Annotated in this window: 15 protein-coding genes; 11 read left to right on the forward strand and 4 right to left on the reverse strand. The window is 66.1% G+C overall.

Annotated features, from left to right (window positions below):
• Positions 1–76 precede the first annotated feature (76 nt).
• A complete protein-coding gene (locus tag ACT2B0_RS14830; RefSeq protein WP_473458756.1) occupies positions 77–1591 on the reverse strand; it encodes a sigma-54-dependent transcriptional regulator in 1515 nt (504 codons plus the stop codon).
• 144 nt (positions 1592–1735) lie between these two features.
• Here ACT2B0_RS14830 and ACT2B0_RS14835 point away from each other — a divergent pair, with 144 nt between their 5' ends.
• Positions 1736–3577 carry a M3 family oligoendopeptidase gene (locus tag ACT2B0_RS14835; protein WP_473458758.1) on the forward strand — a complete coding sequence of 614 codons (1842 nt, stop codon included), beginning with the start codon at positions 1736–1738 and terminating at the stop codon, positions 3575–3577.
• Positions 3578–3581: 4 nt separating this feature from the next.
• Positions 3582–4493, forward strand: coding sequence for a heme-dependent oxidative N-demethylase family protein (locus ACT2B0_RS14840; RefSeq protein ID WP_473458760.1), 912 nt, complete (start codon positions 3582–3584; stop codon positions 4491–4493).
• A gap of 102 nt (positions 4494–4595) precedes the next feature.
• On the opposite strand, the gene ilvD is transcribed toward ACT2B0_RS14840, so the two are convergent.
• On the reverse strand, positions 4596–6440 hold the full coding sequence (gene ilvD / locus ACT2B0_RS14845; protein ID WP_473458762.1) for a dihydroxy-acid dehydratase: 1845 nt from the start codon (positions 6438–6440) through the stop codon (positions 4596–4598).
• A 210-nt stretch (positions 6441–6650) separates the two neighbouring features.
• Here ilvD and ACT2B0_RS14850 point away from each other — a divergent pair, with 210 nt between their 5' ends.
• The 8 genes from ACT2B0_RS14850 to ACT2B0_RS14885 all read left to right on the forward strand — a co-directional run bounded on the left by ACT2B0_RS14850 (position 6651) and on the right by ACT2B0_RS14885 (position 16088).
• Complete coding sequence (locus ACT2B0_RS14850; RefSeq protein ID WP_473458764.1) at positions 6651–8096, forward strand: homospermidine synthase; 1446 nt, start codon at positions 6651–6653, stop codon at positions 8094–8096.
• Positions 8097–8203: 107 nt separating this feature from the next.
• Positions 8204–8587, forward strand: coding sequence for an Omp10 family outer membrane lipoprotein (locus tag ACT2B0_RS14855; protein ID WP_106570904.1), 384 nt, complete (start codon positions 8204–8206; stop codon positions 8585–8587).
• A gap of 254 nt (positions 8588–8841) precedes the next feature.
• On the forward strand, positions 8842–9984 hold the full coding sequence (locus tag ACT2B0_RS14860) for a phenylacetate--CoA ligase family protein (protein WP_481658407.1): 1143 nt from the start codon (positions 8842–8844) through the stop codon (positions 9982–9984).
• Between the two features lie 157 nt (positions 9985–10141).
• Positions 10142–12277: a 5'-nucleotidase C-terminal domain-containing protein gene (locus ACT2B0_RS14865; RefSeq protein WP_473458768.1), complete on the forward strand. Its 2136-nt coding sequence runs from the start codon at positions 10142–10144 to the stop codon at positions 12275–12277.
• Between the two features lie 154 nt (positions 12278–12431).
• Positions 12432–13496 (forward strand): ferrochelatase, encoded by a 1065-nt coding sequence (gene hemH, locus ACT2B0_RS14870; RefSeq protein ID WP_473458770.1) that lies wholly within the window; start codon positions 12432–12434, stop codon positions 13494–13496.
• A gap of 20 nt (positions 13497–13516) precedes the next feature.
• The gene (locus ACT2B0_RS14875) at positions 13517–14539 is read left to right on the forward strand and encodes an alpha/beta fold hydrolase (protein WP_473458772.1); all 1023 of its coding nucleotides are present in this window, start codon (positions 13517–13519) and stop codon (positions 14537–14539) included.
• 117 nt (positions 14540–14656) lie between these two features.
• Positions 14657–15607 carry an SPFH domain-containing protein gene (locus ACT2B0_RS14880; RefSeq protein WP_473458774.1) on the forward strand — a complete coding sequence of 317 codons (951 nt, stop codon included), beginning with the start codon at positions 14657–14659 and terminating at the stop codon, positions 15605–15607.
• Positions 15608–15629: 22 nt separating this feature from the next.
• Entirely contained in the window at positions 15630–16088 is a 459-nt protein-coding gene (locus tag ACT2B0_RS14885; RefSeq protein WP_473458776.1) for an NfeD family protein, read from the forward strand.
• A gap of 36 nt (positions 16089–16124) precedes the next feature.
• Here the strand turns inward: ACT2B0_RS14885 and ACT2B0_RS14890 are convergent, their stop codons facing one another.
• Positions 16125–17123 (reverse strand): KpsF/GutQ family sugar-phosphate isomerase, encoded by a 999-nt coding sequence (locus tag ACT2B0_RS14890; protein ID WP_473458778.1) that lies wholly within the window; start codon positions 17121–17123, stop codon positions 16125–16127.
• A gap of 166 nt (positions 17124–17289) precedes the next feature.
• Here ACT2B0_RS14890 and ACT2B0_RS14895 point away from each other — a divergent pair, with 166 nt between their 5' ends.
• A complete protein-coding gene (locus ACT2B0_RS14895; protein WP_481658408.1) occupies positions 17290–19029 on the forward strand; it encodes an outer membrane beta-barrel protein in 1740 nt (579 codons plus the stop codon).
• Between the two features lie 27 nt (positions 19030–19056).
• On the opposite strand, the gene galU is transcribed toward ACT2B0_RS14895, so the two are convergent.
• The gene (gene galU, locus ACT2B0_RS14900) at positions 19057–19962 is read right to left on the reverse strand and encodes a UTP--glucose-1-phosphate uridylyltransferase GalU (RefSeq protein WP_350142226.1); all 906 of its coding nucleotides are present in this window, start codon (positions 19960–19962) and stop codon (positions 19057–19059) included.
• Positions 19963–20012: the final 50 nt, after the last annotated feature.

A 20012-nucleotide genomic window follows, 5' to 3' on the forward strand; every position in this document is an offset into this window, starting at 1 on the left:
GAAATCCGGCGAGGGGTCCTTGACCGAGGTCAAGGTAAACCAAAGATTTATCGCGCCCCCCGCCGGTCAGATGGCCTCAACCTGCCGCGTATTCGCCCCGTCCGGCGTCGGGTTCGATGCCGTATTCCTTGAGCTTGCGATAAAGCGTCGAACGCCCGATCCCGAGCCGTCTGGCGACCTCGCTCATCTGCCCGGAATAATGCTCGACGGCGAAGGCGATCGCCTCGCGCTCGATTGCGGAAAGGGAGCGGACATTGCCGTATTCGTCGAAAAGCGCGAGCGTACCGCCCCCGGGCCCGGCGGTAGCGGGCGAGCCGATGACCAGGTCTGCCCGCGACGGATCGACGTCCAGGCCTGGAGGGGTGTCCAGATAGAGCCCGCGTTCCTCGACCGGATCGACCGCGCCGACCTGCGCGCGGATCTGCGGGAACTCCTCCGAGGTCAGCGTCGACCCTTCGCTCAGCACCACCGCGCGAAAGATCGCGTTTTCGAGCTGGCGGATATTCCCGGGCCAGTCATAGGCCTTCAGTACCGCCATCGCCTCGCCCGAGATGCCGGTGACCCGCCCGCCGGTTTCCGCGGCGCTGAAACGATCGATGAACAGGCTCACCAGCTCGTCCAGATCCTCGCGCCGGTCGCGCAGCGGCGGCACATAGATCGGGAAGACGTTGAGCCGGTAGAACAGGTCTTCGCGAAAGAGCCCGTCCTTGACGCGCTGCAAGAGATCGCGATGGGTGGCCGAGATCAGGCGGATGTTGACCTTGACCGCCGACCGACCGCCGACCGGGTCGACCTCGCCTTCCTGGACCGCGCGCAGGAGCTTGACCTGGACGTCGAGCGGCAGGTCGCCGATCTCGTCGAGAAACAGCGTGCCGCTGCTGGCCTCCACGAACTTGCCGGCATGTTTGTCCTGGGCCCCGGTGAACGAGCCCTTTTCATGGCCGAACAGGATACTCTCGACCAGATTTTCGGGAATCGCGCCGCAATTCACGGTCACGAATGGTTTCGAACGGCGCGGGCCGGCGCCGCGGATCGCGCGCGCGATCACCTCCTTGCCGACGCCCGACTCGCCTTCGATCAGGATCGGGATGCTGGAGGCCGCCGCCTTCTCGGCCAGCCGCACGACCCGGTCCATCGCCGGGCTGCGGGTGACGAGATCCTTGATCGCCAGCGTCTCTATGTGCGCCGGTCTTGCGACGCGCTCGGGCGCGCCCAGCGCCTTGACCTTGAGCGCGTTGGCGATCGCGTTGCGAAGCCGGTCCGGCGACACCGGTTTGACGACGAAATCGAACGCGCCGGCGCGCATCGCCGACACCACCGTATCGATTCCGGCCTGCGCGGTCTGGACGATCACCGGCGGATCGATGCCGACCGCCCGCATCGCCGCGAGCACGGCGAGCCCGTCCATGTCGGGCATGGCCAGATCGAGGATGACCACTCCGGTCCCCTGCCCCTTGGGTCCGGTCAGATGCGCCATCGCCGCCTTGCCGCCGTCGACGGTGACACAGGCGTGGCCGGCGCGGCTCGCCGCGGCCTCCAAAAGTCGCCGCTGCACGGGATCGTCATCGACGATCAGTATGGTGTCTGTCATGGTGGCGCTGGACAAAGCTGTCCTCGCTGGAAATTGGTCACTGGATCATACTGGCACACCCATCTAAATAGGGGCTCAACAAAGCCGGTGAACAAATCCTTTCCCCGACCGCAAACAGCCGAACCAGCCCGTAAGGAACAAGGCATGAGCGCTCCGACCGCGACGCAGACGACCGCGACCTCCGCGCGACCCGAGGCCACGACGCGACTGGGCGACCTGCCCGAATGGAATCTCGCCGACCTCTACCCCGCAATGGATTCCAGGGAACTGGCGCGCGATCTCGAGCGCGCCAAGGCCGACGCCCAGGCCTTCGAGACCGACTGGCGCGGCAAGCTTGCCGCCGAGGCCGAAAAGAAGGCCGACTCCCGGCTCGGCGAGGCGATGGAAGCCTATGAGGCGCTCGAGGAACTGATCGGTCGCATCGTCTCCTACGCCAGCCTGATCTATGCCGGCGACACCAGCGATCCGAAACGGGCCAAGCTTTACGGCGACGTCCAGGAAAGCATGACCGACGCCAGCGCCCATCTGCTGTTTTTTCCGCTCGAGCTCAACACGATCGACGAAGACGCCATCAACGCCGCACTCGATGCCGCGCCCGCCTTCGGCCACTACCGCTCCTGGATCGTCGATCTGAGAAAGGACAAGCCTTTTCAGCTCGAAGACCGGATCGAGCAGCTGTTCCACGAAAAATCGGTGACCGGCCGCGGCGCCTGGAACCGACTGTTCGACGAGACCATGACCGCGCTGCGGTTTGAGGTCGACGGCGAAATGCTGCCGCTGGAGCCGACCCTGAACCTGCTCCAGGATCCTGACGGGGCCAAGCGCAAGGCCGCGGCCGACGCGCTCGCCAAGACGTTTCAGGCCAATCTGCGCGTCTTCACGCTGATCACCAACACGCTGGCCAAGGACAAGGAGATTTCCGACCGCTGGCGTGGGTTCAAGGACATCGCCGATTCGCGCCATCTGGCCAATCGCGTCGAGCGCGAGGTGGTGGACGCGCTGGCCGCCGCAGTCGAGGCCGCCTATCCGCGGCTGTCGCACCGCTATTACAAGCTCAAGGCCCGCTGGCTGGGCGTGGATGCGCTCAACCACTGGGATCGCAACGCCCCCCTGCCCGAGACGCCGCAGGCCATGATCGGCTGGGAGGAGGCGAGAGACACCGTGCTTTCGGCCTATCGCGGTTTCGCGCCGGAAATGGCCGATATCGCCGCCCAGTTCTTCGACAAGCGCTGGATCGACGCCCCGGTACGCCCGGGCAAGGCGCCGGGCGCGTTCGCGCACCCGACCGTTCCGTCCGCGCATCCCTATGTGCTTTTGAATTACATGGGCAAGCCGCGCGACGTCATGACGCTCGCGCACGAGCTCGGGCACGGCGTCCACCAGGTCTTGGCCGGCCGGCAGGGCGCGCTGATGGCCTCGACACCGCTGACGCTCGCCGAGACGGCGTCGGTATTCGGCGAAATGCTCACCTTCCGCTCGCTGCTGGACAAGACCACGGACCGGCGCGAACGCAAGGCCATGCTCGCCCAGAAGGTCGAGGACATGATCAACACGGTGGTACGCCAGATCGCCTTCTACGCCTTCGAGCGCAAGGTCCATGCCGAGCGCCGCAGTGGCGAGCTGACCTCGGACCGGCTCGGCGAATTCTGGCTTGAAGTGCAGCGCGAAAGCCTCGGTCCCGCGATCCGGCTGCGCGAGGGATACGAGGTGTTCTGGAGCTACATCCCGCATTTCATCCATGCGCCGTTCTACGTCTACGCCTACGCCTTCGGCGACTGCCTGGTGAACTCGCTGTTTGCCGTCTACCAGAACGCCGAGACCGGCTTTCAGGAGAAATATTTCGACATGCTGAAGGCCGGCGGCACCAAGCACCATTCCGAACTGCTCGCGCCCTTCGGGCTCGACGCCTCCGACCCGGCATTCTGGGACAAGGGCCTGTCGGTGATCGAGGGCCTGATCGACGAGCTCGAGGCCATGGAAGGCTGACAGGGTGAGCCGCCGCGCGCAGCCCGCCCACACGCCCTATGACGGCACGGCCACACCGTTCACCATCGGGCTGAGACCGCTCGACCCCAAAAGCTGGCTCGAGATCGACGGCGACTACGAAACCTATCTGGCCGAGAAGCGCCGCCTGTTCGACACCGCCCCCGCCGCCGTCTTTGCCGCGGAACCCGAAACCCGCGACGCCCAGAACGAAGTGCTCGCGCTCGTGCGGGCCGAGCTCGCCGCCGGCTTTCCGGCGCTCTTTCCCGGAACCCGGCAATGGGAGGCGGCGCTCGCTGCGATGGAGCGCGAGGGTGATAGCGACGCCCCTCCTCTCAAGACGGCTTCGCTCCTGGTCCAGGAAGACCTCGTCCTGATGCGCAAGGGCGAGGCCGGATGGCGGCTCGCCGCGGCATCGCTGTGCTTTCCCTCATCGTGGACGCTGGCGGAAAAGTTCGGCCGGCCGCTCGAGGATATCCACGCCACCGTTCCCGGTTTCGGCCGCGGAACGCGCACGGCCGGGCTGATCAACCGCATTTTCGACAATCTCAAGGTCGCGCAGCCGGTCGAGCGGCTGAACTGGTCGCTTCAGGACGACAACGAACTCCACAAGCCGCTGTCGAAGGCCACGCGCGACCGCGAGGGAAAGCCACGAGACGCCGCCCCGCTGCTGCGCAGTTTCATCCGCGTCGAACGCCAGACGCTGCGGAAACTGCCCGACTCCGGCGACATCCTGTTCACGATCCGCATCTTTCTCGATCCGATGCGCATCCTGGCCGACCATCCCGACCGCGCCGCCCTGGCGGGCTCGCTTGCCGCCCAGCTCGCCGCGCTCGATGCCGCGCAACTGGCCTATAAGGGGCTTGCCGCCGACCGCGACCGGCTGGTCGCGGCGCTTCAGAGACTGGCGGCGGCCTGACGCACACGCCGACCGCCTTCACACACATGCCAGGTCAACCCGCCTAATGCCCCCGATGGACCGGAGGGCTACCTTTCAAATTACCGAAGCGGCCGTTAGGGATCAGTCCGGCACGTGCCGGACTGCTCCCTTGGAGGCGCTGGTCGTCAGCGCGGCATAGGCCTTGAGCGCAGTGGTCACCTTACGCTTGCGCGGTGCCGTCGGCTTCCAGGCGTCCGCGCCTCTGGCCTCCATCGCCGCGCGGCGGCGCCCGAGTTCCTCGTCCGAGACGGCGACATTGACCGTGCGGTTGGGAATGTCGATCTCGATCATGTCGCCGGCCTCCACCAGCGCGATCGCACCGCCCTCGGCGGCTTCCGGCGAGGCATGGCCGATCGAAAGGCCGGACGTGGCGCCGGAGAAGCGCCCGTCGGTGATGAGCGCGCACACCTTGCCGAGCCCTTTCGACTTCAGATAGCTGGTCGGATAGAGCATTTCCTGCATGCCGGGTCCGCCGCGCGGCCCCTCGTAGCGGATCACCACCACGTCGCCGGGCTTGACCTCGTTGGAGAGGATCCCCTTCACCGCCGCGTCCTGGCTTTCGAAGATCACCGCCGGTCCGGAGAATGTGAGGATCGACTCGTCGACGCCGGCGGTCTTCACGACGCAGCCTTCAAGCGCGATATTGCCCTTCAAGACCGCCAGCCCGCCATCCTTGGAGAACGCATGCCCGGCCGAGCGGATGGCGCCGCTTTCGCGGTCAAGATCGAGTTCGTCCCAGCGGCGATCCTGGCTGAAGGCGGTCTGGGTCGGCACGCCGCCCGGCGCGGCGCGGTAGAAATCGCGCACGGTTTCGGCCTCGGTGCGCACCACGTCCCAGCGGTCGAGCGCATCGGCGAGCGAAACCGAATGCACCGTCGGCAGGTCGGTCTTGAGCAGCCCGGCCCGGTCGAGTTCGCCCAGGATCGCCATGATGCCGCCGGCCCGGTGCACGTCCTCCATATGGACGTCGCTCTTGCTCGGCGCGACCTTGCACAGCACCGGCACCCGGCGCGACAGGGCGTCGATGTCGTCGAGGTCGAAGTCGATCTCGCCTTCCAGCGCGGCGGCCAGGATATGCAAGACCGTGTTGGTCGAGCCGCCCATCGCGACATCGAGCGTCATGGCGTTTTCAAAGGCCTCCTTGCAGGCGATGGTGCGCGGCAGCGCCGTCTCGTCGTCCTGCTCGTAATAGCGGCGCGCGAGATCGACGATCAGATGGCCGGCCTCCACGAACAGGCGCTTGCGGTCGGCATGGGTGGCGAGCGTGGAGCCGTTGCCGGGCAAGGACAGGCCGAGCGCCTCGGTCAGGCAGTTCATCGAATTGGCGGTGAACATGCCCGAGCACGAGCCGCAAGTCGGGCACGCCGAGCGCTCGATGGCCTGCACGTCCTGGTCCGAAACGCTGTCGTCGGCGGCCGCGACCATCGCGTCGGCGAGGTCGAGCGCCATGGTCTTGTCGTTGAGGACGACCTTGCCGGCCTCCATCGGGCCGCCCGAAACGAACACGCACGGGATGTTCAGCCGCATGGCCGCCATCAGCATGCCGGGCGTGATCTTGTCGCAATTGGAAATGCACACCATGGCATCCGCGCAATGCGCGTTGACCATGTATTCAACGGAATCGGCGATGATCTCGCGCGACGGCAGCGAATAGAGCATGCCGTCATGGCCCATCGCGATGCCGTCGTCGACGGCGATCGTGTTGAACTCCTTGGCCACACCGCCGGCGCTCTCGATCTCGCGCGCGACGAGCTGGCCGAGGTCCTTCAGGTGCACGTGACCGGGCACGAACTGGGTGAAGGAGTTGACAACCGCGATGATCGGCTTGCCGAAATCGCCGTCCTTCATGCCCGTGGCGCGCCACAGACCGCGGGCGCCGGCCATGTTGCGGCCATGAGTGGTTGTGCGGGAACGATAGGCTGGCATGAGACTGTCCTGCGGTTGTGGGCCTGCGGGCCGTGCGGTCCCTGGGGGCGGGACCGACGGAGCCGCTTTGTTCGTCCCTATCACATAGCGTCCTTTTCGCGGCTTCGAAACCCGCGCTCGCCCTTCGGCGCGTTTTCGCTTTATTGTGACAGGGCTTTGTGATTTAGCCGCGAACCGGAACAACTGGCAATCGGAAAGGAGCCTGTCCGCATGGCCGACAGGGACTGGCCCATCCACGGCGACATCACCGGACCGATCGTCATGATCGGTTTCGGTTCCATCGGCCGCGGCACCCTGCCGCTGATCGAACGCCATTTCCGCTTCGACAAATCGCGCATGGTGGTGATCGATCCGCGCGACGACGACCGCGCGCTGCTCGACGAACGCGGCATCGCCTTCGTCCAGGCGCATGTGACCAGGGACAACTACAAGGAACTGCTGACACCCTATCTGAGCGCCGGAGACGGCCAGGGCTTTTGCGTCAACCTGTCGGTCGACACCTCCTCGCTCGACCTGATGAAATTGTGCCGCAAGCTCGGCGTGCTTTACGTCGACACGGTCGTGGAGCCCTGGCTCGGCTTCTATTTCGACGACAAGGCCGACAACGCCTCGCGCACCAATTACGCGCTGCGCGAGACGGTGCGCCGCGAAAAGCGCAAGCATCCCGGCGGCACCACCGCCCTGTCGTGCTGCGGCGCCAATCCCGGCATGGTCTCGTGGTTCGTCAAGCAGGCGCTGGTCAACCTCGCCGACGATCTGGGGCTCGCCTACACGCGGCCCGGTGCCGACGACCGCCGCGGCTGGGCGAAATTGATGAAAAAGGCCGGCGTGAAGGGCATTCACATCGCCGAGCGCGACACGCAGCGCGCCAAAAACCCGAAACCGATGGGCGTGTTCTGGAACACCTGGTCGGTGGAGGGTTTCGTCTCGGAGGGGCTGCAGCCGGCCGAGCTCGGCTGGGGTACGCACGAGAAGTGGAAACCCAAGAACGCCAGGAGCCACAAAAAGGGCAACCGGGCGGCGATCTACCTGGAACAGCCCGGCGCCAACACCCGCGTGCGCACCTGGTGCCCGACGCCGGGCGCGCAATACGGCTTTCTGGTCACGCATAACGAGGCGATCTCGATCGCCGATTTCTTCACCCTGCGCGATGGCAAAGGCAAGCTCGCCTATCGGCCGACCTGCCACTACGCCTACCACCCCTGCAACGACGCGGTGCTGTCGCTGCATGAGATGTTCGGCGCCGCCGGCAAGGCCCAGCCGGTCCAGCACGTGCTCGACGAAAACGAACTGGTCGACGGCGTCGACGAGCTCGGCGTGCTTCTCTACGGCCACAGGAAGAACGCCTATTGGTTCGGCTCGCGGCTTTCGCTCGATGAGACCCGCAAGCTGGCGCCCTATCAGAACGCGACCGGCCTGCAGGTGACGTCAGCCGTGCTGGCCGGCATGGTCTGGGCGCTCGAAAACCCGCGCGCCGGCATCGTGGAAACCGACGAGATGGACTTCGCGCGTTGCCTGGAGGTGCAAAGACCCTATCTCGGCCCGGTCGAAGGCCACTACACCGACTGGACGCCGCTCGACGGCCGGCCCGGCCTGTTCGCGGAAGACCTCGACGCCAAGGATCCCTGGCAGTTCCGCAATATTCTCGTCAGGTGATCGCAAGGTGGCCGGCCGGTGCCGACGGCCCCGCCCGTCGCATTGTCGCCTTGCTTTTGCCGGCCTGACGCGGCAAGACAGGCGGTGACGATGAGAGGAGCGCCACGATGAAGAAGTCCCCCCTGATCCTGGCTGCGGCCGGCTTGGCCATTTTGGCCGGCTGTCAAACGCAGGGCCCCGGCGGCGGCACCGCGGCGCCCCGTCCGACCGGTTTTCAGGGGACGTGGATCGACGCGACCGGAGGGGTCTCGACCCTGTCGGGCGGTTCGTTCCAGACCGTGGCGCTCGATACCGGCGAACGGCTTTCGGAAGGCCGCTATTTCTCCAGCGGCGCCGACCAGATCACCATGTCCGGCGTGTCCTTGGCCAGAAAGCGCCGCGGCCTGCCGGCCGAGATCAGCTTCAACTGCCGCCAGGTCACGACCGACCAGCTCAATTGCACCAGCGCCTCGGGCTCCACCTTCGTGCTCACGCGACGCCTGCCGGCATGACGCAAGGCGGCTGCCCGGCCGGACGGGTTTCGTTCGCCCGGGCCTGACGCGGATCGAAACTATTTTTTCAAGTGTATTGCCACGCCTTGCGTGGCCGAGCGCCCTCCTGCGATAACGCCTCAAAAAGGGGAGGAGGACGCCGATGAGCGCCTATTTCGACGATCTGGAGGTTCGTGACCCGGCCGAGCGCGAGCGGGATTCTGTTTCGGCGCCTGCCGCGATTTCTCGCAGACGCGGTCGCGGCGGCGCCAGGCTTGGCGCGCTGGCTGGACGGCGTCGCCCCCGAAACGGTGACCTCGCGCGGGGCGCTGGCCGGACTGCCGGTGCTGCGCAAGGCCGAACTGCTGGACATGCAGCGCCAAAACCCGCCCTTCGGCGGCTTTGTCGATGCCCGGGCGCTGGCCGGACAGCGCATCTTCATGTCGCCGGGGCCGATCTGGGAACCGCAGGGACAAGGCATCGATCCCGGCCAGGGCGCGCGCGCCTTCTTCGCCGCCGGCATCCGCCCCGGTGCGATCGTCCACAACGCCTTCGCCTATCATATGACGCCCGGCGGTTTCATTCTGGACGCCGGGGCGCGGGCGCTCGGCTGTATGCTGTTTCCCGCCGGCACCGGCAACACCGAAATGCAGGTCGAGGCGGCGGCGGCGCTGAAACCCTCGGTCTATTGCGGCACGCCCGACTTTTTGAAGGTCATGCTCGACAAGGCACGCGAGTTGCAAAAGGACCTGTCCTGCTTTCGCCACGGGCTGGTCTCGGGCGGCGCTCTGTTTCCCTCCCTGCGCGCCGAATATGCCGAGCGCGGCATCGAAGTCCTGCAATGCTACGCCACCGCCGAATTCGGCGTCATCGCCTACGAGGCCGTCGACGCGGACGGCAAGCCGCTGCCCGGCATGATCGTCAACGAGAACCTGATCGTGGAGATCGTGCGTCCGGGCACCGGCGACCCGGTCGAGGTCGGCGAGGTCGGCGAGGTGGTCGTGACCGGCTTCAACCCGATCTATCCGCTGGTGCGGCTCGGCACCGGCGACCTGTCGGCAATCCTGCCCGGCGCGTCGGCCTGCGGGCGCACGGGAACGCGCATCAAGGGCTGGATGGGCCGCGCCGACCAGCGCACCAAGGTCAAGGGCATGTTCGTCGACCCCAAGCAGGTCGCCGACATCGTGCGCCGCCACCCGGAAATCGCGCGCGCGCGCCTCGTGGTGCGCCGCGACGGCGATCGCGACGCGATGGAACTCCAGATCGAGCCGGCCGGCGACGTCGCCCCGGATGTCGGCGCGATCACGGCGACGCTGCGCGAAACGACCAAGCTCGGCGGCACGGTGAGCGCCGTTCGGGCCGGCCTGCTGCCCAATGACGGCCGTGTCATCGCCGACGAACGCGACTATTCGGCCTGAGCCCTGCCGTCGAAACGCTTGCATCGGACCGGCCTCGGTGTGAACATGGCCTGCAACCAGGCGCGATAATTTTGACAATAAAGCGCGCTAGTTCTGAACTGGGTTGTTCGAACCCGGCCGCGCCGCAAGCCGGCCGGGGGTTAACGGGAGAATGGTCATGAAGAAACTCGCCGCACTCGCTGCTGCCTCGGCCTCGATACTGGCCCTGTCGGCATCGGCCTCGTTTGCCGACTACACGCTCACCATCCTGCATATCAACGACTGGCACAGCCGGATCGAGTCGATCAACAAATACGATTCGACCTGCTCGGCCGACGACGAGACCGAGGGCAAGTGTTTCGGCGGCGCCGCGCGCCTCGTCACCGCGGTGCGCGACCGGCGCGCCGCGCTCGACGGCCAGAACCTCTTGTTTCTCAATGCCGGCGACAATTTCCAGGGCTCCTTGTTTTACACGACCTACAAAGGCGCGGTCGAAGCGGAGTTCCTCAATCTGATGGGCACCGACGCCATGGCCGTCGGCAATCATGAATTCGACGACGGCGAGGACGGCCTCACGACCTTCCTCGACATTGCCGACTTCCCGGTGCTGAGCACCAATGTGAAGGTGACCGACGCCTCGAAACTGGCCGGCCGCATCGAGCCGTTCACGATCTTCGAACGCGGTGGCGAGCGGATCGCCGTGGTCGGCGCGGTCGCCAACGATACCGCCGAATTGTCCTCGCCGGGCGACAACGTCACCATCGAGGAGGATGTCGCCACGATCACCGCCGCGGTCGAGGCGGTCAAGGCGCAAGGGGTCGACAAGATCATCGCGCTGACCCATGTCGGCTACCCGCGCGACCTCGCCGCGATCGCCAAGATCCCCGGCGTCGACGTGGTGGTCGGCGGCCACAGCCACACGCTCCTGTCCAACCAGGACGACGGCGCGGCCGGCCCCTATCCGACGATGGTCGACAATCCGGACGGTTATGCCGTACCGGTGGTGCAGGCTGCCTCCTATTCGAAATATCTCGGCGAATTCCAGGTCGTTTTCAACGACGATGGCGTCGTGACCTCCGCCGCCGGCGACCCGATGCTGCTCGACGCCTCGGTTGCGCCGGACGAAGCCGTGTTGGCGCGCATCGCCGAGCTCGGCGCGCCGATCGAGGAGCTCAAGAACAAGGTGGTCGCCGAGACCAGCGCGCCGATCGACGGCAGCCGCGACACCTGCCGGGCGCAGGAATGCGAGATGGGCAATCTCGTCGCCGACGCCATGCTCGACCGGGTCAAGGACCAGGGCGTCCAGGTCGCCATCCAGAACGGCGGCGGACTGCGCGCCTCGATCGACGCCGGCGAGATCACGATGGGCGAGGTGCTGGCCGTGCTGCCGTTCCAGAACACGCTCGCCACCTTCCAGTTGAAGGGCGCCGACATCGTCGCTTCGCTGGAAAACGGCGTCAGTCAGATCGAGGACGGCGGCGGCCGCTTCGCCCAGGTCGCCGGCCTGCGCTTCAGCTTGGATCCCTCCGTCGCATCGAACGAAGGCCGCATCCAGTCGGTCGAGGTCAACGAAGACGGAACCTGGGTACCGATCGACCCGGACAAGACCTACGGCGTTGTCAGCAATAATTTCATGCGCAATGGCGGCGACGGCTACGCGCTGTTCAAGACCAACGCCGAAAACGCCTACGACTACGGCCCGGGCCTGGAACAGGTGGTCGCCGACTATCTGGTCGAAAACCGTCCCTATCAGCCGGTGATCGAGGGACGCATCACCAGGGTCGAGGGGATGGCGGCTGCCGAGGAACCCAAGGAAGACGACATGGCCGCCGAGGCCGCGCCCGCGAGCGAGCCCGTGGTGGAAACCCCGGAACTGCCCGCAATGTCGAACACCTTGACGACCAAAGCGCCGGAACTCCCCGCCGACGAGGTGGCCGACAAGACCGCCGAAGAGGCTGCCATGAAGAAGGCAGAGGAAGAAAAAATGGCCGAGGAGGCGGACATGAAAGCCGCCGAGGAAGCCAAGGCCGCCGAAGAGGCCGCCATGAAGAAGGCCGAAGAGGAAAAAATGGCCAAGGAGGCGGACATGAAGACCGCCGAGGAAACCACCCTCCCCGCCGATAAACCCGCCAATGGCGAAATGGCGATGGACGACAAGACCTACACGATCGCGCGCGGCGACAATTACTGGGAACTCGCCCGCAAATTCTACGGCGATCCGAGGATGTGGACCAAAATCAAGGCGGCCAATCCGGACTATGATCCCAATTTCCTGCCGATCGGCAGCCCGCTCAAGGTTCCGGCCGCCAACTAGAACCGACCCGGTCGCGACCTCGCGACCAATTGCCCCGCTCCCGCTATCGGGAGCGGGGTTTGTTTTTGTTGCCGGCGCCTTGGTATAGATCAGCGCACACGCTTGATCGCGCGCCACCGGCCGCTATGTGCCTTGCTCGCACGAGGACTGCTTCATGACACTCACTCCGGCCCTTGCCGACACACAGACCAGGAAGACCGGCCCACTGCCGTCCGGCCATCCGCGCGTCGCGCCGCCGAAGGTCGGCGTCATGCTGGTCAATCTGGGCACGCCGGACGGCACCGATTTCACCTCGATGCGCCGCTATCTGCGCGAGTTTCTGTCCGACAAGCGCGTGATCGAATGGCCGCGCGCGCTCTGGTATCCGATCCTCTACGGCATCGTGCTCAACACGCGCCCGAAGAAATCGGGCGCCGCCTACGACAAGATCTGGAACCGCGAGCGCAACGAATCGCCGCTGCGCACCTTCACCCGCGCCCAGGCCGAAAAGCTGGCGCACGCGTTGCAGGGCCACGACGAGGTCGTCGTCGACTGGGCGATGCGCTACGGGCAGCCGGCGATCGAGACCGTGCTCGACAGGCTGACGGACGCCGGCTGCGACCGCATCGTCATGTTCCCGCTCTACCCGCAATATTCGGCGACCACGACCGCGACCGTCAACGACGCGTTCTTCAGGGCGCTGATGAAAAAACGTTGGATGCCGGCCACCCGCACCGTGCCGGCCTATCACGACGAGCCTGTCTATATCGACGCGCTCGCGCGGTCGATCGAAACCCATCTCGCCACGCTCGATTTCGAGCCCGAGACGGCGATCGCCTCCTATCACGGCATTCCGCAGAGCTATTTCCGCGCCGGCGACCCCTATCACTGCCATTGCCAGAAGACGACGCGGCTGCTGCGCGAACGGCTCGGCTGGGACGAGAAGCGGCTGATAACCTGTTTCCAGTCGCGCTTCGGCCCGGAGGAATGGCTGCAGCCCTATACCGACAAGACCGTCGAGAAGCTGGCGCGCGAGGGCGTGAAATCGATCGCGGTCTTCAATCCGGGCTTCGTCTCCGACTGCCTGGAAACGCTCGAGGAGATCGCCGGTGAGGCAGGCGAGATATTCCATGAGGCGGGCGGAAAGAATTTCACCCATATTCCCTGCCTCAACGACAGTGCCGAAGGCATGGCGGTGATCGAGGCGATGGTGCGCCGCGAACTGTCCGGCTGGATCTGAGGTCGCAGGAGACAACCGGCATGTCTTCCAGGCTCATTCCGTCCGCTCTCGTCACGCTGGCCGCCGGCGTCGCGATCCTCGCCGGCCTCGTCGCCTTCAGTCGTCCACCCGAACGCCCGCGGCCGGACGCCGGGACCGGGCTCGATTTCGCCACCGCGATCGCGGCGGACCTGTCCGCTCTCCCCGACCTGCAGGGTTATCATGCCCGCGACGCGACTGTGCTCTCCTACCGGCGCTATGCCGCAGCCAATAACAGTGCCGCGCGCACGATCATTCTCGTCCACGGCTCGGGCTGGCACGGCATGCAGTTTCATGCGCTCGCCACGGCGCTCGCAGCGAATGGGCTTGGAACCGTGATCGTGCCCGACTTGCGCGGACATGGGCCGGACCCGGTCCGGCGCGGCGACGTCGACCATATCGGCCAGCTCGAGGAAGACCTTTTCGACCTGATCGCCCACCTGAAGAACGGCGGCGAGCCCGGACGGCTCGTGCTCGGCGGCCATTCGTCGGGCGGCGGGCTGGTCGTGCGTTTTGCCGGCGGGCGTTATGGCGGTGAGGCCGACGCCTTCCTGCTGCTCGCGCCCTTTCTGAAATATGATGCGCCGACCACACGCCCCGCGTCGGGCGGCTGGGCGCGCCCGGCGACCGGGCGCATCATCGCGCTCGGCCTTATCAACACGCTCGGCATCACCGCCTTCAACCATCTGCCGGTAATCAGCTTCGCCATGCCGCGATCCGTGCTCGACGGCCCGCTCGGCGACACCGCCACAACACGCTACACCTACCGCATGAATGTCTCCTTCGCGCCGCGTCCCGATTACATTGGCGATCTCGCGCGGCTCGACCGGCCGTTTTTGCTGCTCGCGGGCGACCGGGACGAGGCATTCATCGCCGACAAGTACGAGCCGACGATCGGGCCGCACACAAGCAGCGGCTCCTATCGCATCCTGGCCGGCGTCAACCATCTCGGCCTGGTGGATGCCGAGGCAACCATGAACGCCATCGACGCCTGGCTGACCGAACGCGTTCCGGCGGGTTCATGACCGGACGGCCGGCACAACTGTTTCCATCCCGCCACAAAACGGTCTAAGTCTTTCCGCTGACAAGGGCGCCGGCCCATCGCCGGTTCCCATTCGACATGGCCAGCGGAGGACATACGCATGCCAATCACCGGTCTCGACATACTCATTCCGGTCCTCGTTGTTCTCGTCCTGCTGCTCATCTTCGTCGGCATCAAGACGGTCCCGCAGGGTAGCAATTACACCGTCGAGCGCTTCGGCCGCTACACCCGCACCCTGTCGCCCGGCCTCAACCTCATCGTGCCCTTCATCGACCGCGTCGGCGCCAGGCTGAACATGATGGAGCAGGTGCTCGACGTGCCGACCCAGGAAGTGATCACCCGCGACAACGCCATCGTGGCCGTGGACGGCGTCGCCTTCTATCAGGTGCTCAACGCCGCCCAGGCCGCCTATCAGGTGTCGGGCCTGGAAAACGCGATCCTCAACCTGACCATGACGAATATCCGTTCCGTCATGGGATCGATGGACCTCGACGAGCTGCTGTCGAATCGCGACGCCATCAACGAGCGCCTGCTGCGCGTCGTCGACGAGGCCGCCAATCCCTGGGGCGTGAAAATGACCCGGGTCGAGATCAAGGATATCAACCCGCCCGAAAACCTGGTCGAGTCCATGGCCCGCCAGATGATGGCCGAGCGCAACAAGCGTGCCCAGATTCTGGAGGCCGAAGGCTTGAAACAGGCCCAGGTGCTGGAGGCGGAAGGCCGCAAGGAGGCCGCGTTCCGCGACGCCGAAGCCCGCGAACGCCTCGCACAGGCCGAGGCGCGCGCCACCCAGTCGGTTTCCGAGGCGATCGCCCAGGGCGGCGTGCAGGCGATCAACTATTTCGTCGCCCAGAAATATACCGAGGCGCTGGCCAAAATCGGCTCGGCCAACAACAACAAGGTCGTCCTGATGCCGTTCGAGGCTTCGTCTCTGATCGGCTCGCTGGGCGGCATCGGCGCGATCGCCAAGGAGGTGTTCGGCGAGGATGCGGTTCCGCTGGTCCGGCGCAGCCCGGCGCGGCCGCCCGTCGTCACCCCGGACGAGTCGTGAACCCGACACGGGAAAACCTGACATGATCGCAAGCGTCTTGGTTGAACTCGGTCCCTGGAGCTGGATTGTGCTCGGCTTCGCGCTGCTCGCGGCCGAAATCCTCGTTCCCGGCGTTTTTCTCGTCTGGATCGGGCTGGCGGCTCTGGCCACCGGCCTGTTGTCGATCGCGCTGTGGGACGCCCGGTTCTGGGACTGGCAGGTGCAGACGCTGGTGTTTCTCGCCCTGTCGCTGGTCGCCGCCTATGGCGGCTACCGCTTCGTCCACGGCCGGCAGACGCCGAGCGACCAGCCGCTGCTCAACCAGCGCGCCAGGCAGCTCGTCGGACGAACCGCCACGCTGGACGAGGCCATCCGCGAAAGCCGCGGCCGTATCCGCATCGGCGACACCTATTGGCGCGTGACGGGGCCCGACGCGGCGGCGGGAACGCGGGTGCGCGTGATCGCGGTCAAGGACGGCGATCTGGTCGTCGAAATCATCTGATAGCGGGCAGGCTTTCGACCAGGCAATGCCGGCGTCTCAGGCCGCGCCGATCGCCAGCAGATCGTGGAAATGGACGATCCCGACCGGCCGGCCCTCCTCGACCACGACCAGGGCGCTGATATGATGTTCGTTGAGCACGGCCATGGCCGCGCCGGCGAGCGTGGCCGGGCCGATCGTCTTCGGCGCGCGCGTCATCAGGTCCTCGACGGCGAGTTCGGCGAGGTTGCGGTCGAGGCTGCGCGCCAGGTCCCCATCGGTGAAGATGCCCGCCAGCCGGCCGCCGGCATCGGTCACGCACACGCAGCCGAAGCGTTTTTGCGCCAGCATCATCACGGCTTCGGGCATGCGGGTTCCCGGCCCGACCAGCGGCAGTTCGTCGCCGCCATGCATGATCTCGCGCACCTGGGTCAGGTTGGCGCCGAGCTTGCCGCCGGGATGGAAGGTCTTGAAATTATCCGGCGTGAAACCGCGCGCTTCCAGCAACGCCACCGCCAGCGCGTCGCCGATCGCCAGTTGCAGCAATGTCGACGTCGTCGGCGCCAGCCCGTGCGGGCAGGCCTCGGCCGCCTTGGGCAGGCACAAAACGATGTCGGCCTCGCGCGCCAGGGTGGAGTCCTCGCCGGACGTGATCGCGATCAGCGGAATCGCGAACCGTTTCGAATAGGAGACGATCCCCTTCAGCTCCGAGCTTTCGCCCGACCAGGACATGGCGATGACGGCGTCGTCGCGGGTGATCATGCCGAGATCGCCGTGATTGGCTTCCGCGGGATGCACGAAGAACGCCGGCGTTCCCGTGGACGACAGCGTCGCGGCCAGTTTCGAGCCGATATGGTGGCTTTTGCCGACGCCGGTCGCGATCACCCGTCCGCGAATCGCCGCCAGACGCGCCACCGCATCCGCGAACGGTTCTGAAAGCCCGTTGTCGAGCGCCTCGGCCAGCGCGGCCATGCCGGACTGGCCGGTCGAGACCGTGCGCACCGCAGACGCGATCGCAGCCTCGCGATCCGGCTGCCGTTTCTCTTGTATGCCCTGCATGGCGTTCGTTTAGCTGCTTCGCCATGCCGTGTCCAACGCCATTTGATGCGCCCGAACGCAGGGCGCCGACGCGCCTCTCAACCAAGCGTTAACCATCCCGATTTACGGTTCGGTAAAGTTCCACCACGCGCGCACGCACCAGGACATGACGAGGACGCCGAAAAGCATGCGGGAAAAAACCGGCGTCCCGCATTTGCGAGGGACAGCCACCGGCATCCTTGCCGTCCTCCTTTGCACCGGCGTGTCGACAGTCTCCGTTTTCGCTCAGGAAAGCGAACTTCGCGGCGAGGTCTCGGCAGAAACCGTCAACCGCAGCCTGCTGTCGTCCGGCGGCATCCGCCCCGGCGAGGAACTTCGCCCTGCCGAGAGCAACACGGCGCGACAGACCTATGTCCCGGTCAGCGAAGGCGCGCTTCCCGACGAAACGGAGGATGGCGAGAACACAACCGGGCGCGAACGCAGCATTTTCGCCGACTCCGAAGACGACGACGATCCCTTCGCCGACGCGCCGCGGCCCGCCGGCCGGCCGTCGATGGCGCGCCAGAACCGGCGCCAGGCGGAACGGGATAGCGCGACGGAGCGCACACGAGGCCGATCGCCGACCACGACCGCAGAAGACGGAGACGACGCGCAGAATGCGGACATCGTCGAGACCACCGCCTCGGTGCGCGCGCCGACCCTCGACAGTCTCGACGAGGACGCCAACAGCTCGGCGGAAATCCTCAACGGCCGCCTGGAAGCGATCGAAACCCGCGATCTGGAAGCCGAGGAAGCACCCTACGCGCCGCTCGGCCTGCGGCTCGGCACGTTCGACGTCACCGCGACGCTCGACCAGGGTGTGCGCTGGACCAGCAATGTCGATTCCAGTCCCGGCGGCGAGGAAGGCTGGCTGTCGGAGACCCAGCTTCGCCTGAACGCCGTATCGGACTGGTCGCGCCACGCCGCGCGCGCCAGCCTCTACGGCACGTTCCTGAAATCGGTGTCCGGCGCCGATTATTCCCAGGCCCAGGGCGGGCTCGATACCGCGCTCGATTTCGATCTCGGCGGCGGTTACGCAGCCAGCGCGGGGTTTGCCTACACGCTGCGCCCGGAGACGGCATCTTCCCCGGTGGTGATCGTCGGCACCGCCTCGCAGCCGCTCCAGCACGGCCTTACCGGCACACTCGGGCTGCGCAAGGATATCGGCAAGCTGCGCCTGTCGGCGACCGGTCTCGTCGACCGCGAGATCTATTCCGACGCCGAATTGTCGGGCGGTGGAACCCTGTCCCAGGAAGAACGCAACGCGACCCTGGCCTCGCTCGCGCTGCGGGTCGGATACGAGATTTCGCCGGCGATCGTGCCGTTCGTGGAGACCGAGATCGGACGCCGTTTCTACGATCTCGAAATCGACACGAGCGGTTTTGCCCGCTCCGCCGACCGGCTGGCCGTGCGCGGCGGCGCGGCGTTCGATTTCGGCGAAAAGCTTTCCGGCGAACTGTCCGCCGGCTGGCTGCGCGAGACCTTCGACGACACGCGCCTGATCCCCGTTTCCGGACCGGCCGTCGATGCCCGCCTCGCCTGGTCGCCGGTGCGCAGCACCACCGTCACATTGACCGGCTCAACGACCGTCGAAGGCACGACCAGCGCCGGCGAGAGCGGCTCGATCCTGTATTCGGGCGGGCTTGCGCTGTCGCGCGAGGCACGCGCCAACCTGCTCCTGGAAGCCTCGATCGGCGCGGACTGGCGCGACTATGTCGGCACCAGCGACAATGAACGCGCGCTGCGCGCGGAAGCCGGCGCGACCTGGTGGTTCAACCGCTACGTCGGCCTCAACGGTCGCCTGCGCCACGAGACCTTCAAGAGCACGCTGCCGAACCGCGATTGGCAGGCCAGCAGCGTCTATCTGGGGCTGCGGCTGCAGCGCTGAACCGTGTGTGCCAAAGGCGGGCGCGCGTCAGCGCTTGGTGGCCCGGCGTTCGACCGGCTCGATCTCCGCCATCAGGCGTGCCAGTTCCTCCGAGACGGCAGGCTGGATATCGGGTCGCCACAGCGCGAAGGCGACATTGGCCGCCACGAACCCCTCCGGCGAACCGCAATCGAAGGTCCGGCCCTTGTAGTGGTAGCCGTAAAAGGATTGGCGCTCCATCAACGTCAGCATGGCGTCGGTCAACTGGATCTCGCCGCCAGCGCCCTGTTTTTGTTCGGCCAGAACGTCGAATATCTCCGGCTGCAGGATGTAGCGCCCGTTGATGTAGAAATTGGATGGCGCCGTCCCCGGGGCCGGCTTTTCCACCATGCCGGTGATCTCGAAACCGGCACCGGCCGCGTTTCCCTTTTCGACGATACCGTATTTATGCGTCTCGTCCGGATCGCATTCCTGCACCGCCACGACGTTCTGGCCGGTCTGGGCGTAGAGATCGACCATCTCCGTCAGGCAGGATCGCTTCGACTGCATGATCATGTCCGGCAGCAGAAGCGCAAACGGCTCGTCGCCGACGATCGAGCGGGCGCACCATACCGCATGGCCCAGCCCCAACGGCTCCTGCTGGCGTGTGAAGCTGGTTTCGCCGGGCCCTGGCTGCATACGCTGCAGCCGGGCGAGTTGGGCATCCTTTCCGCGCTGGGCGAGCGTGTCGTAAAGCTCGACCTGGATGTCGAAATGGTCCTCGATGACGCCCTTGTTGCGCCCGGTGACGAAAACCAGGTGCTCGATGCCGGCCTCGCGCGCCTCGTCGACGACATACTGGATGACGGGTTTGTCGACCACGGTCAGCATTTCCTTGGGCACGGCCTTCGTCGCCGGCAAGAACCGTGTGCCGAGTCCCGCCACCGGGAAAACCGCTTTTCGAACTTTCTTCATCACTGCAACCATGCCTTCGATTCCGATCATGACATCTTCATGCCGGAATT

The organism is Nitratireductor sp. J20-h4 (assembly GCF_056780505.1).